The 13218-nt window shown below is 69.1% G+C and carries 10 protein-coding genes, 1 tRNA gene and 2 pseudogenes; 2 read left to right on the top strand and 11 right to left on the bottom strand.

Going from position 1 to position 13218, the window contains the following annotated elements; genetic code table 11:
* Positions 1–16: 16 nt before the first annotated feature.
* The 9 genes and pseudogenes from GXW71_RS06745 to GXW71_RS06710 all read right to left on the bottom strand — a co-directional run bounded on the left by GXW71_RS06745 (position 17) and on the right by GXW71_RS06710 (position 8920).
* Positions 17–1252, bottom strand: a complete 1236-nt coding sequence (locus GXW71_RS06745; protein ID WP_211851648.1) for an ABC transporter substrate-binding protein — start codon at positions 1250–1252, stop codon at positions 17–19.
* A gap of 29 nt (positions 1253–1281) precedes the next feature.
* Positions 1282–2022, bottom strand: coding sequence for an ABC transporter ATP-binding protein (locus tag GXW71_RS06740; RefSeq protein ID WP_408901990.1), 741 nt, complete (start codon positions 2020–2022; stop codon positions 1282–1284).
* Positions 2015–2791, bottom strand: coding sequence for an ABC transporter ATP-binding protein (locus tag GXW71_RS06735; RefSeq protein ID WP_211851647.1), 777 nt, complete (start codon positions 2789–2791; stop codon positions 2015–2017). Before GXW71_RS06735 ends, GXW71_RS06740 begins: the two co-directional genes overlap by 8 nt.
* Before the next feature lie 200 nt (positions 2792–2991).
* Positions 2992–3780: pseudogene (gene tig / locus GXW71_RS34715) on the bottom strand (trigger factor); the annotation flags it as partial.
* 585 nt (positions 3781–4365) lie between these two features.
* A pseudogene (locus GXW71_RS34710) lies at positions 4366–4782 on the bottom strand (trigger factor); the annotation flags it as partial.
* A 54-nt stretch (positions 4783–4836) separates the two neighbouring features.
* Positions 4837–4921, bottom strand: a tRNA-Leu gene (locus tag GXW71_RS06725).
* A gap of 170 nt (positions 4922–5091) precedes the next feature.
* Positions 5092–5994: a sigma-70 family RNA polymerase sigma factor gene (locus GXW71_RS06720; RefSeq protein ID WP_367617260.1), complete on the bottom strand. Its 903-nt coding sequence runs from the start codon at positions 5992–5994 to the stop codon at positions 5092–5094.
* Positions 5984–6442, bottom strand: a complete 459-nt coding sequence (locus GXW71_RS06715) for a carboxymuconolactone decarboxylase family protein (RefSeq protein ID WP_211851646.1) — start codon at positions 6440–6442, stop codon at positions 5984–5986. Before GXW71_RS06715 ends, GXW71_RS06720 begins: the two co-directional genes overlap by 11 nt.
* Positions 6443–6532: 90 nt before the next feature.
* Complete coding sequence (locus GXW71_RS06710) at positions 6533–8920, bottom strand: transketolase (protein ID WP_456315982.1); 2388 nt, start codon at positions 8918–8920, stop codon at positions 6533–6535.
* A 237-nt stretch (positions 8921–9157) separates the two neighbouring features.
* Between GXW71_RS06710 and GXW71_RS06705 the strand changes: the two genes are divergently transcribed.
* Positions 9158–9601, top strand: coding sequence for a cupin domain-containing protein (locus GXW71_RS06705; protein ID WP_211851645.1), 444 nt, complete (start codon positions 9158–9160; stop codon positions 9599–9601).
* Positions 9602–9746: 145 nt separating this feature from the next.
* On the opposite strand, the gene GXW71_RS06700 is transcribed toward GXW71_RS06705, so the two are convergent.
* Positions 9747–10403 carry a glutathione S-transferase gene (locus tag GXW71_RS06700; RefSeq protein WP_211851644.1) on the bottom strand — a complete coding sequence of 219 codons (657 nt, stop codon included), beginning with the start codon at positions 10401–10403 and terminating at the stop codon, positions 9747–9749.
* 95 nt (positions 10404–10498) lie between these two features.
* Here GXW71_RS06700 and GXW71_RS06695 point away from each other — a divergent pair, with 95 nt between their 5' ends.
* Positions 10499–11716, top strand: coding sequence for a polyhydroxyalkanoate depolymerase (locus GXW71_RS06695; RefSeq protein WP_211851643.1), 1218 nt, complete (start codon positions 10499–10501; stop codon positions 11714–11716).
* Here GXW71_RS06695 and GXW71_RS06690 read toward each other — a convergent pair.
* Positions 11713–13014 carry a hemolysin family protein gene (locus GXW71_RS06690; protein WP_211851642.1) on the bottom strand — a complete coding sequence of 434 codons (1302 nt, stop codon included), beginning with the start codon at positions 13012–13014 and terminating at the stop codon, positions 11713–11715. The genes GXW71_RS06695 and GXW71_RS06690 overlap by 4 nt on opposite strands.
* Positions 13015–13218: the final 204 nt, after the last annotated feature.

Raw genomic sequence — 13218 nt, 5'->3', positions numbered from 1 at the left:
CGGTTCGCGAATGCGATCAGGCACGGATCAGCGGGCAGCCACCCTGCGCGACGGGGCGGAACGCCTCCTCGGCGGCGGTGGTCTGCAGCAGCTTGTAGTAATCCCAGGGACCGCGGCTCTCGCCCGGGGCCTTCACCTCGAACAGATAGGCGGGGTGAATCTTGCGGCCATCGGCGCGGATGCTGCCGGGACCGAAGGCGTCATCGTCGGTCGGCATCGCCTTCATGCGGTTCACGGCCTCGACGCCGGACGCCTTGGCCGCGGCGACGCCCATGTCCTGCACCGCCTTGAGGTAATGCAGCACCCCGGCATAGCAGCCGGCCTGGGTCATCGCCGGGCGGAGCCCGCCCATGTTCGGCAGCACGCGCTGGGTGAAGGCGCGGGTGCGGTCATTGAGGTCCCAGTAGAAGGTCTCGCTGCACACCAGCCCCTGCGCGGTCTGCAGCCCGAGCGCATGCACATCGGTGATGAACATGAGCAGTGAGGCCAGCTTCACGCCCCGTCGCGTCAATCCGAATTCGGCCGCCTGCTTGATGCAGTTCGTCGTATCGGCACCCGCATTGGCGAAGCCGATGACCTTGGCGCGGCTGGCCTGCGCCTGCACCAGATAGCTGCTGAAGTCGGTGGTCCCGGGAAATGGCGTCCGCACATTGCCGAGGACGCGGCCGCCGGCCTGGCGGACGAATTCGCCGGTATCGCGCTCCAGCGCATGGCCGAAGGCATAATCGGCGGTGATGAAGTACCAACTGTCGCCACCCGCCCGCACCATCGCGCCACCGGTCGACCTCGCCAGCATGTAGGTGTCGTAGGTCCAGTGCACCGTGGTCGGCGCGCAGCGCGCCCCGGTGAGGTCGGAGGTCGCGGCGGTGCTGTTCAGGTGCACCTTGTTCTTCTCGCGGCAGATGTCGTTCACCGCGAGCGCGACGGAGGAGGTGGTGACGTCGAGGATCAGGTCGACGCCATCGCGGTCGATCCATTGCCGCGCGATGTTCGACCCGACATCCGGCCGGTTCTGGTGATCGGCGGAGAGGATCTCGACGGTGAAGCCCTGGGCGCCGAAATCCGCCACCGCCTGGCGTGCGCAGGCGACGGCGGTCTGGCCGGAGATGTCGCGGTACATGCCGGACTGGTCGTTCAGCACGCCGATCCTGATCGTAGCAGCGGCCTGGGCCCGGGCATGGCGCCATGGCAGCGCACCCAGGGCGGGCAGCGCCGTGGCAGCCTTCAGCAAGGTCCGGCGATTGGTCGCCATCTTGGTTGTCCTCCCGATGACGGCGCCCGTCAGACGCCGAGATACTGGTGCAACCGGTCGAGCGAGCTCGCCAGCTCGGCATTGGCCACCATGTCCACGATGCGCCCGTGTTCCATGACATAGTGCCGGTCGGCGACCGTCTGGGCGAAGCGGAAATTCTGCTCCACCAGTAGCACGGTGAAGCCGCGCGCCTTGATCTCCCGGATCATGCGGCCGATCTGCTGCACGATCACCGGCGCCAGCCCTTCCGAGGGCTCGTCGAGCAGCAGCAGCTTGGCCCCGGTACGCAGGATGCGGGCGATCGCCAGCATCTGCTGCTCGCCGCCCGAGAGCTTGGTGCCCTGGCTGCCCGCACGCTCCTTGAGGTTCGGGAACAGGTCGTGGATCTCCGCGATCGACAGCCCGCCGGGCCGCACCACGGGGGGCAGCATCAGGTTCTCGGTCACGTCGAGGGAGGCGAAGATCCCCCGCTCCTCCGGGCAATAGCCGATGCCGGCGCGGGCAATGACGTCGGGCCGCACGCCGATCAGCTCCCGCCCCGCATAGCGGATTGAGCCCGCGCGCCGGCCGACCAGGCCCATGACGGCGCGGAGCGTCGTCGTCTTGCCGGCGCCGTTGCGGCCGAGCAGCGTCACCACCTCGCCGGGCCGGATGTCGAGGTCGACGCCGTGCAGCACATGGCTCTCGCCATACCAGGCCTCGAGCCGGCGCACCGCGAGCAGCTCCCCCGTGACATCGGCGCCAGGTGCCCGAACCATGCCGTCAGCCATGCGTCGGCGCTCCCACGCTTTCGGCATCGGTGCCGAGATAGGCCGCCACCACCTCCGGATTGCGGGAGACGCTGGCGTAGTCGCCCTCCGCCAGGATGCGCCCGCGGGTCAGGACGGTGATCCGGTCGCAGAGGCCCGCCACCACCTTCAGATTGTGCTCGACCAGCAGCACGGTGCGCCCGGCGGCGACCCGCCGCACCAGGGCGACGATGCGGTCCACATCCTCGTGCGTCATGCCCGCCGTCGGCTCGTCGAGCAACATCATCACGGGGTCGAGCGCCAGCGTCGTCGCGATCTCCAGCGCCCGCTTGCGGCCATAGGGCAATTCCCCGGCGGTGATCGTCGCCCAGGGGGTGAGCCCGACATCCTCCAGCAACTCCCGCGCCCGGTCGTCATACCGGTGCAGCAGGCCGTCCGTGCGCCAGAAATCGAAATTGCCGCCGCGCTGGCGCTGTAAGGCCACGCGGACATTCTCGAGCACCGTCAGATGCGGGAAGACCGCTGAGATCTGAAAGCTGCGCACCAGGCCGAGCCGCGCCACCTCTGCCGGCTTCATCCCGGTGATGTCGCGGCCATCGTAGCGGATGCTGCCGCGCGTCGGTGGGAGGAATTTCGTCAACAGATTGAAACAAGTGGTCTTGCCGGCCCCGTTCGGACCGATCAGGCCGTGGATGGTGCCGCGCTTCACCCGCAGGTTCACGTCGCTGACCGCGACGAAACCCCGGAATTCCTTGGTCAGGCCTTCGGTTTCGAGAATGCTGTCCGACACGTACCCCCCTCTCCCAATGCGCTGACGTCTGCGCGCCAAGTGCTTACTCTTTCAGGATTTATGGAGGCGCGGCGCGCCGCGCGCAAGGCAGCCATGCATGTAAATCGCCGGAAAATCCCCTGTCACGTCCACAACAAAACAATGGCGCGGCCCGGGCTTCCCCAGGCCGCGCCATGAGCGCCCTCGATGTATACTGAAGGTCAGGCGGAAGCGGCCGCCGAGAGCTCGTCCGGCGTCACCTGGCGATCCTCGACCTTCGCGAGCTCGAGCATGAAATCGACGACCTTCTCCTCGAAGATCGGCGCGCGCAGGTTCTCGGCCGCCTGCGGGTTCTTGCGGAAGAACTCCAGCACCTGCTGTTCCTGGCCCGGGTAGCGCCCGGCCTCCTGGCGCATGGCGCGCTGCATTTCGTCGGCGGTCACCTGCACGTTGTTGGTGCGGCCGATCTCCGAGAGCAGCAGGCCGAGCCGGATGCGCCGCTCGGCGATCGCGCGGTACTCGGCCTTCAAAGCCGCCTCGTCCTTGCCGGCATCCTCGGCATCGAGCCGTCCGGCCTTGAGATCGGCCTCGACCCGCTCCCAGATCTGCTGGAACTCGGCGTCCACCATGCCCTCCGGCACCGTGAACTCCGCCTTCTCGGCCAGCTTGTCGAGCAGGGCGCGCTTCACCTTCATGCGGGAAAGCTGGTCGTATTCGCGCTGGAGCTGCTCGCGGATCACGTCCTTCAGCGGCTCCAACCCCTCGAAGCCGATGCCCTTGGCAAGCTCGTCGTCGATCGGCTTGGCCACGGCCCGCTTCAGACCCTTGGCGGTGATGGCGAAGATCGCCTCCTTCCCCGCCAGCGCGGCCGAGCCGTAATTGCCCGGGAAGGCGACGCTGATGTCGCGCTGCTCGCCCGGCATGATGCCTTCGAGCTGCTCGGCGAAGCCCGGGATGAAGTTGCCGCCGCCGATCTCGACCGGCGCATCGGTCGCGGTGCCGCCCGGGAAGGGCTCCGGCAGCACGGCGTCGGCCGCCGCATAGCGCGGCAGCGACAGGCGGAGCGTGATGTCGATCCCCTCGCCGCTCACCGCCAGGATCGGCCGGGTCGCCGCAGCGTCACCGGTGAGCTGGAAGCGCGCCTCGGCGCGGCCGGCGCCAAGCTGCGCAAGCTGGATGGTCAGCGCGCGCAGGACGGCGTCGTCCTTGATCTCCTCGACATGGAAGGCGATCGCGCCGGCGCTGCCGGACTGGATCGTGAGGCCGGCGGAGAGCACCGCCTCACCCTTGGTGAGGTCCACCGGCGCCCCGAGGGCGATGGCGCCGCCCTGGCCGGTGAAGCGCAGGTCGACATAGGCGATGCCGTTGTCGCGGCCGGCGCCAACCACGGCGAAGGCGGCGCCTGGCAGGGCCTCGAAGCCGGTCGGCAGGGTGCCCGGCTCGCCGGCGACAGCGCCTTCGACACCCGGGTTGGAGAGCAGGTTCGGCACCACGCGGCCAACGAAATCGGCCGAGACGATGTCGCCGGTCACGGCCGGGCGCACCTCGGGGACGTCCTCGAAGGCGCGGTTGCGGTCGGCGATGCTCTGCAGCGCCTTCTGGAGGCTCTCCTCGGAGGGCTCGGCCTTCAGCCGCTCGACGGTGATCGCGGCGAAATCGGGCATGGGTATCTCGGGCAGGATCTCGAAATCCATGCGGAACTCGAGGTCGGCGCCATCGGCGAAGTTCACCACCTCGATCTTCGGCTGCTGCGCCGGGCGCAGGCCGCGATCGCTGACGACCTGCTGCGTCGCCTCCTGCACCGACTGCTCCAGCACCTCGCCGAGGACGGCCGAGCCGTAGCGCTGCTTCACCAGATGCGCCGGCACCTTGCCGGGGCGGAAGCCGGGCAGGTTGATGTCCTTGGCGAGCGCCTTCAGGCGCTTGTCGCGGTTGGCGGCAATGGCGCTGGCCGGCACCGTGATGGTGAAGGCCCGCTTCAGCCCGTCATTCGCGACCTCGGTCACCTGCATAGACTTAATTCACCTGCTCTGGACGTGGACATGCGTTTCGGCCGCGCGGGCTCCTGGTGCGGGCGGAGGGATTTGAACCCCCACGGCTTGCGCCACTGGAACCTAAATCCAGCGTGTCTGCCAGTTCCACCACGCCCGCGGGATTCCCGAGGCGGCCGAGAAGCGGGGCGTGTAGCGCAGAAGGGTGAATGTTCCAAGGCGGGAAGCGCACCCCCTTGATTCCGGCCGTCCGTCCCCTGACCCTGCGTCCTGGAGTGGGCGGGGCGAACGGCCGGTTCGTTTCGGGTGCCGTGCAAAATCGCAGTGACCTTACGCCCCAGCCCCCATCAGCCGCAGGGCGACGCTGCCCAGCTTATCGGGGTTGCGCATGGTGTAGATCGCGACGATCCGCCCGTCTTCGATCGCGAGCGCGGTGGTCTGCGGCACCCCATCCTTCTCCAGGGTGACGTAGCCGGGCAGCCCATCGACCAACCCACGATGGAGCGGCGGCACGCCCAGGTTGTAGAGCCCCTTCTTCGCCAGCCCCTCAAAGAAGTGCGCCACCTTCTCCAGGCCTTCCAGGACGTGGAGCAGAGCCGGGCGCTTGCCGCCGCCATCGGCATGCAGGATCACGCCGTCGGCCAGCAAGGTCCGCAGGGTCGCGAGGTCGCCGTTCCGGGAGGCATGAAAGAAGGCGTCGGCGATCGCCTGCCCCTCCGCCTCGGCCACGGGGTGGCGCGGCCGCGCTTCCCGCACATGCCCTCGCGCCCGACTGGCGAGCTGGCGGCAGGCGGCCGGGTCACGGTCGATGGTGCGCGCCACCTCCTCGAAGCCCAGACCGAAGACGTCGTGCAGCAGGAAGGCCGCACGCTCCAGCGGCGTCAGCCGCTCCAGCGCCAGCAAGAGCGTGGTGGTCAGATCCTCAGCTTCCTCCTCCACCGGTTCCAGCACCGGCTCGGGCAGCCAGGGACCGATATAGGTCTCCCGCCGCGCCCTGGCCGATTTGAGCTGATCGAGGCAGAGCCGCGTCACCACCCGGGTCAGGAAGGCGGCCGGCTCCCGCACCGTGGCGGGATCCGTGCGGTCCCAGCGCAGCCAGGCCTCCTGCACCGCATCCTCGGCCTCCGCGGCCGAGCCCAGCATGCGGTGCGCAAGGCGCTGCAGCCGCGGCCGCAGCGCCTGGAAGGCGGCAAGCGCCGCCTCCTCCATCGGCGGGACGGGTTCAGGCGGCACGGGCCACCGTCACCGGATGGATGGCCCGGAAGCCCACCGCCAAGCGGTTCCAGCCATTGATCGTGACGATCATCATGGTGAGCACCACCTGTTCCTTCTCCGTGAACTGCGCCTTGAGCGCCTGGTAGTCGGCATCCGGCGCATGGGTATCGGCGAGGCGGGTCAAGGCCTCGGTCCAGCCCAGCGCTGCGCGTTCCCGATCACTGTAGAGCGGTGATTCGCGCCAGGCGGCCAGCAGGTGCAACCGGTCCTCGGTCTCGCCCAGCCTGCGCGCGTCGTTGGTGTGCATGTGCAGGCAGAAGGCGCAGCCATTGATCTGCGAGGCGCGGGTCTTCACCAGCTCATAGAGGCTGCGTTCGATGCCGGCCTCCGCCACCGCGTTCTCCAGCGCCAGCATGGCGCGGATCATCTCGGGAGCAGCGGCCTGGGGGTTCAGTCTCGGGGTCATCATCGTCTCCATCTGCGGGCGCAGAGCCGCGCCTTCGCATCCAGGACGAGGCAGGCCCGGCTGGTGTGACATCCGCCCCCGGATTTTTTCTCAGATCGCCAGCAGCGCCTCGGCGCAGGCATCCAGGATCGCGCTCTCGTCGAGCCCGTATTCCGCATAGAGCGCCGGGATGTCGCCGGCCTGGCCGAAGTGGTCAACGCCAAGCGGCACCAGGCGTTGCCCACGCACCGCGCCGAGCCAGGCATGCGCCGCCGGATGCCCGTCCAGCACCGTCACCAGCGCCGATCCGAGTGCCATCGGCGCCAGGATGCGCTCGACATGCGAGAGCTGCGCCGCGCCGGCGCGCCCGGCCCGGCGTGCCGCCAGCCAATCGGCATGCAGCCGGTCGGGGCTGGTGATGGCGAGCAGCCCCGCCCCCGGTTCCTCGGTGCGCAGTTCCGCAAAAGCGGCCTCGGCCTCGGTCGCGACCGGCCCTTGATAGGCGATGGCGATGCGCGCACCCGGCGCCGGCGGCACCGCCCAGTGCGCACCGGCGATCACCGCCGCCGGGTCCGGCACGCGCTCCGGCTGCACCAGGCCGCGGGTCGAGAGCCTCAGCCAGGCGGCGCTGCCGTCCGGCTTCTGCATATGCTCGAAGCAATGGCGCAGCAGGATCGCCAGCTCGTCGGCATGCGCCGGCTCGAAGCTCGCCAGCCGGTCCTGCGCCATGCCGATCAGCGGCGTGTTGATCGACTGATGCTGCCCGCCCTCCGGCGCCAGGGTCAGGCCGGAGGGCGTCGAGACCAGCAGGAAGCGCGCATCCTGGTAGCAGCCATAGATCAGCGCATCGAGGCCGCGATTGACGAAGGGATCGTAGACCGTCCCGATCGGCAGCAGCCGCGCGCCGTAGAGGCTATGCGCCAGCCCGAGCCCGCCGAGCAGCAGGAACAGGTTCTGCTCGGCGATGCCGAGCTCGACATGCTGGCCCTCGGGCGACATGCCCCAGCGCTGTGCAGAGGCGAGCTTGGCGTCGCGGAAGACGTCGTTCTTCTTGTGCCGGTCGAAGATGCCGCGCCGGTTCACCCAGGGGCCGAGATTGGTCGAGACGGTGACGTCCGGGCTGGTCGTCACGATACGGCTCGCGAGCTCCGCGAACCCGCCCTGCCCGCGCCCGATCTCGGCCAGGATCTCGCCGAAGGCGGTCTGGGTCGCGAGCTTGCGGCCCGGCGGCAGCTTCGGCAGCGGCAGCACCGGCGGCACGGCGACGATCGGACTGCTCAGCGCCCGGCCTTCGGGCGCCACCGGCGTCGCGAAGGGCACCCCGTCGATGAAGGCACGAAGCTCCGGCTCCGGGATGCCGAGGCCCTCGAAGGGATCCCATTCATGCCCGTCGCGGATCTCCATCACCCGCTTGAATTCCTCCATCTGCTCGCGGGTCATCAGCCCGGCATGGTTGTCCTTGTGCCCCGCGAAGGGCAGGCCCATGCCCTTGATGGTGTAGGCGATGAAGCAGGTCGGCTGGTCGCCCTCGGCATCCTGGGCGCGGAAGGCCTCGGTCAGCGTCTCGATGTCGTGGCCGCCGAGATTGGTCATCAGCGCCGACAGCTCGTCATCCGACAGCGGGTCGATGATGGCGCGCACGCCGGCACTGCGCCCGAGATCGGCCAGCACCGCGTTGCGCCAGGCGCCGCCGCCCTGGAAGGTCAGCGCCGAATAGAGGCTGTTCGGGCAGTCGTCGATCCAGCGGCGCAGCGCCTCCCCATCCTCCCGCGCGAAGGCGGCCTGCAGCTTGCGCCCGTATTTGAGGGTGACGACGTTCCAGCCCATGTCGCGGAACAGGCCCTCGATGCGGCCGAAGAGGCGGTCCGGCACCACGCTGTCCAGGCTCTGGCGGTTGTAGTCGACGATCCACCAGATATTGCGGATATCGTGCTTCCAGCCTTCCAGCAGGGCCTCATAGATATTGCCTTCATCAAGCTCGGCATCGCCCACCAGCGCGATGTGCCGACCGGCCGGCACGTCCGGACGCGCCAGCCCATGCAGGTGCACATAGTCCTGCACCAGGGATCCGAAGGTCGCGAGCGCGACGCCGAGCCCGACGGACCCGGTCGAGAAATCGACCTCCGCCCCGTCCTTCACGCGCGACGGATAGGGCTGGATGCCGCCAAAGGCGCGCAAGGTCGCCAGCTTCTCCCGGCTCTGGCGGCCGAACAGGTAGTTGATGGCGTGGAAGACCGGCCCCGCATGCGGCTTCACCGCAACCCGGTCGGACGGCTTCAGGATGTTGAAGTAGAGCGCCGTCATGATCGAGATGATCGAGGCGCAGGATGCCTGGTGCCCGCCCACCTTCAGCCCGTCGCGGTTTGGCCGGATGTGGTTCGCGGTGTGGATCATCCAGGAGGAGAGCCAGAGCAGCTTGCGTTCGATCGCATGCAGGACACGGGTGCGCTGCGCCTCGTCCAGCGCCTCCCGCCGCGCGCCCATGCCCTGCACCGTCATGCCCGTTCCCCCGGATAAGCCCACGAAGATAGGCGCGGCGGCGACGGCACGGAAAGGCTGGGGCACCGCTGCGCCGGCGTTCCGTCTTGCTGCGGCGCAGCGAATTCATTTGCACCGCAGCATCGGGTGGAGCGAGGATGCAATGTCCGAGGACGACGCCCGCACGGAAAACCCGAGGACTGAGCGCGCGGCATGGGCGCGATCCTGCCGGCTGCCGCGCCAGAGGAGGCCCAAGCCATGCTCGATCAGCCGCAGGTCAATCTCTTCGCGCACGTAAAGCCCGCCGATACGCCCTGGCGCCTCGATGGGCTACGCGCCTTCTTCGAATACAAGGATCTCGGCGTCGCCGCCGCCACCGGCGGGCGCGTGATCGCCCAGCTCGTCCGCGCCAACGAGGCGCCGGAGAAGGGCACTGGCTGGCACACCCACCAGGCCCAGTTCCATATCGTGCTCATGCTCAAGGGCTGGGCGAAGTTCATGTACGAGGACAAGGACACGCTGGTCGAAGCGGGCGACTGCGTCCACCAGCGGCCGGGCATCCGGCACTATCTCTATGACTACTCGCCCGACATGGAATATCTGGAGGTGGTGGGCCCGGCCGATTTCGGCACGGAGGACGCGGAAGGTCCCGCCCCGGTGCCTGCCCCCGGCACCTGGACCAGCGCGCCGCCCCGGCCGTGAGGCTGGCGCCTTTTAGGTGGAGCGGCCGATTCAGACCTCCGGGCCCGTCCGACGCATGCGTCGGACCCCTCCGGTCATCGGGACCTTGTCAGTGGAGCGTCCGATTCAGACCTCCGGGCCCTTCGGCCCTCCGGTCATCGGACGCTCAGAACTCGATGTCGAGCTCGGCGATCTCCTCGGGCTCAGCCAAGGCATCGCGGATCCAGTCCTGCATCGCGTCCCAGCCGAGCACCGCGTCGGCGAAGACGCGGCAGGCACCCGCCATCGCGACGTCATAGGTGAGGTAGCGGCTGACCACGGGCGCGTACATCGCGTCCGCGATGCTCGGACGCGCGCCGAACAGGAAGGGCCCGCCGGAGCGGGCGATGCAATCCTCCCAGATCGCATTCACCGCGGCGATGTCGGCCCGCGGCCCGGACCAGATGCGGAAGCCCGGCCGCCGCGCCCGGATGTTCATCGGCAGCGAGGAGCGCAGCGCGGAGAAGCCCGAATGCATCTCCCCGGAGATCGACCGGCAGAGTGCCCGCGCCTGCCGGCCCTCGGGCAACAGGTTCGAATCCGGGAAAGCGTCGGCGAGGTATTCGGCGATGCCGAGCGTGTCCCACACCTTCACACCGTCATGCACCAGTGCCGGGTAGCGGATCGAGGAGGCGCGCATCAGCAGCTCCTCCTTCACCCTGGGATCGTCGGGCGAGATCGCCTCGGCATGGAAGGGCAGCCCGGCGATGCGGCAGAGCAGCCAGCCGCGCAGCGACCAGGAGGAGTAGTTCCGGCTGGTGATGAACAGCGTCGCTTCCGCCATGCCCCGATCCCCGTATTCGCGCGTGATGAAGGATATCAACGCCGCGGGCCGCACGATACCATGAACCCTGCCGCGCGGCGTGGTATGCGTTCCTGATGCTCTACAGCCTGGCCACTTTGCAGGACGACATCGCGACGCCGCTGCGCTCAGCCGCGCGCTCGGCCGCCCGCCTCCTGCTCGCCGGCGCCGGCCAGGCGCCGGAGGGCTTCGCGCTCCGCCAGCTCGCCGCCGCGCTCGATGTCCTGGGCGGCTTGGCGGTGACGCATCGCCGCCCGCCCTTCGGCTTCACCACCACACGCCATGGCAATGCCGACGTCGCCGTGCGCGAGGAGGTGGTGATGCGGACCCCCTTCGCGTCGCTGCTGCGCTTCGCGAAGGACGGCGTCACGGAGCAGCCGAAGGTGCTGGTCGTGGCCCCGATGTCCGGCCACTTCGCGACGCTGCTGCGCGGCACGGTCGAGACGATGCTGCCCGACTTCGACGTCCACATCACCGACTGGCACAACCCGCGCGACATCCCGCTCAGCGCCGGCGAATTCGGCTTCGACGACTACGTCGCGCACGTCATGGAATTCCTGCGCGCCATGGGTCAGGGTTCGCATGTGCTGGCGGTCTGCCAGCCATCGGTCCCGGTGCTCGCCGCCGCTGCCATCATGGCCGAGGATCGCGACCGCTGCGGGCCGCGCAGCATGACGCTGATGGCAGGTCCCATCGACACCCGCGTCTCGCCGACCAAGGTCAACAAGCTGGCCAACGAGCATCCGATCACCTGGTTCGAGAAGAACCTGATCGCGACCGTGCCCTGGCGTTTCGCCGGCGGCGGCCGCCGGGTCTATCCCGGGCACACCCAGTTGACCGCCTTCGTGAGCATGAACCTGGGACGGCACATCGCGGCGCATATCGGCCAGATGCGCAGCATCTTCAACAGCGACGCCGTCGCCGCCGCGACCCACACCGAGTTCTACGAGGAATACTTCGCGGTGATGGACCTGCCCGCCGCCTTCTTCCTGGAGACCGTCTCGCGCATCTTCCAGCAGCACCAGTTGGCGACCGGCACGCTCGAATGGCGCGGCCGCCCGGTGCGGCCGGAATCGATCCGTCGCGCCGCGCTGATGGTGGTGGAGGGCGAGCGCGACGACATCTGCTCGGTCGGCCAGACCATGGCGGCACTCGACCTCTGCCGCTCGATCCCCGTCAACATGCGCCACTACCACCTGCAGACCGGCGTCGGCCATTACGGCGTCTTCAACGGCCGCCGCTGGCAGACCGAGATCTATCCCAAAGTAAGAGAGATGATCGAAAGCATGAGTTAGATGGGCGGGGTCTCGTCCCTGATGGCCAGCACCTTGTCGACGCGGCGGCCGTCCATGTCCACGATCTCGAAGCGCCAGCCGGCCCAGGCGATGCGGTCGCCCTCCTTCGGTACCCGCTTCAGCAGCGCCAGCATCAGCCCCGCGACCGTGTGATAGGTGCCGGCCGCCGGCAGTTGCGGCAGATCCAGCCGGGCGCGCAGCTCGTCCGAGGGCAGCATGCCGTCCAGCAGCAGACTGCCGTCATGGCGCGTCACCGCCCCGGCCGCACCCGGCGGCGGCGACGGCTCCAGCTCACCGATGATCGCTTCCAGCAGGTCGGAGGCGGTGACCACCCCCTCGAAGCTGCCGTATTCGTCCATCACCAGCGCGAGCCCCAGCCGATCGCCCTTCAGCCGCTCCATGGCATCGAGGGCGGAGAGCGTGTCCGGCAGCACCATCGGCTGCCGCAGCGCGGCGGCGAGCGACATCGTCTCCCCGCGCAGCAACTGGTCGAGCAGGTCCTTCGCGATGACGACGCCGACCACATTGTCGACCCGCCCGTCGGCGACCACGAAGCGGGTCACCGTCTCGGCGCGCAGGCGCTCGGACAGCATCTCCGGCGTGTCGGCCTGGTCGATCCAGGCGACTTCCGGGCGCGGCGTCATCAGCGCACGCACCGGCTTGTCGGCCAGGCGCAGCACGCGCTCGATCATGTGCCGCTCCTCGGTCTCGAGCGCGCCGGCCTGGGCGCCCTCCGCGACCACCGCCTTCACCTCCTCTTCCGTCACCCCCTGGTTCACCGACCGGGTGGCGCCGAACGCCCGCAGCACCAGCGAGGAGGAGCGGCCGAGCAGCCAGACCACCGGCCCCGAGACCCGCGCCAGCCCCGAGAGCGGCCGCGCCATGAGGCTCGCGATCCGCTCCGGATGCCGGAGCGCCAACTGCTTCGGCACCAGCTCGCCCAGGATCAGCGACAGGTAGGTGATCAGCAGCACCACCACCGCGAAGGCGACCTCATGGGCATAGGGCGCTATGCCCGGGATGGTGGCCAGCACCTCGCCGAGCTTGGCGCCGAGCCGGGCGCCACCGAAGGCGCCGGCCAGCACGCCAACCATGGTGATGCCGACCTGCACGGTGGGCAGGAAGCGCTGCGGATCCTCGGCGAGCGCCAGCGCCGCCGCGGCGCCCTCGCTGCCCCGCCGCTGCTCGGCCTGCAGGCGGGAGCGGCGCGCGGAGACGATGGCGAGCTCGCTCATCGCGAAGACGCCATTCACCAGGACCAGCAGGAGGATGATGAGGATTTCGAGCGCGACAGCCATGCGGGGCTTCTAGAGCAGATCGCCGGAGGGCGGAATCGCTCGGAGGTGTGAATCCGCCCGCCAGGCGAGTCACCCGCCATAGTTGCATTTCCGCACGGAAAGCACCGAGGACTGCGAATTTGAGACGCGATCGCCGGTGGCAACCCCACCTCACGACCTGTTGCGCCGCAAAATCGCCACGATCCGGTCCGGTCGGCGCCGCAC

The sequence above is a fragment of the Plastoroseomonas hellenica genome, from assembly GCF_018129085.1.
Classification (GTDB): domain Bacteria; phylum Pseudomonadota; class Alphaproteobacteria; order Acetobacterales; family Acetobacteraceae; genus Plastoroseomonas; species Plastoroseomonas hellenica.
The sequence above is the reverse complement of the archived record's forward strand: the minus strand, read 5'-3'. Positions and strand labels throughout refer to the sequence as shown.

What these genes read in the sequence shown, in the direction of transcription:
- GXW71_RS06745 (WP_211851648.1), bottom strand. Translation starts at nt 1,252, where the DNA reads ATGGCGACCAATCGCCGGACCTTGCTGAAGGCTGCCACGGCGCTGCCC.
- GXW71_RS06740 (WP_408901990.1), bottom strand. Translation starts at nt 2,022, where the DNA reads ATGGCTGACGGCATGGTTCGGGCACCTGGCGCCGATGTCACGGGGGAG.
- GXW71_RS06715 (WP_211851646.1), bottom strand. Translation starts at nt 6,442, where the DNA reads ATGACCCCGAGACTGAACCCCCAGGCCGCTGCTCCCGAGATGATCCGC.
- GXW71_RS06710 (WP_456315982.1), bottom strand. Translation starts at nt 8,920, where the DNA reads ATGACGGTGCAGGGCATGGGCGCGCGGCGGGAGGCGCTGGACGAGGCG.
- GXW71_RS06705 (WP_211851645.1), top strand. Translation starts at nt 9,158, where the DNA reads ATGCTCGATCAGCCGCAGGTCAATCTCTTCGCGCACGTAAAGCCCGCC.
- GXW71_RS06700 (WP_211851644.1), bottom strand. Translation starts at nt 10,403, where the DNA reads ATGGCGGAAGCGACGCTGTTCATCACCAGCCGGAACTACTCCTCCTGG.
- GXW71_RS06695 (WP_211851643.1), top strand. Translation starts at nt 10,499, where the DNA reads ATGCTCTACAGCCTGGCCACTTTGCAGGACGACATCGCGACGCCGCTG.
- GXW71_RS06690 (WP_211851642.1), bottom strand. Translation starts at nt 13,014, where the DNA reads ATGGCTGTCGCGCTCGAAATCCTCATCATCCTCCTGCTGGTCCTGGTG.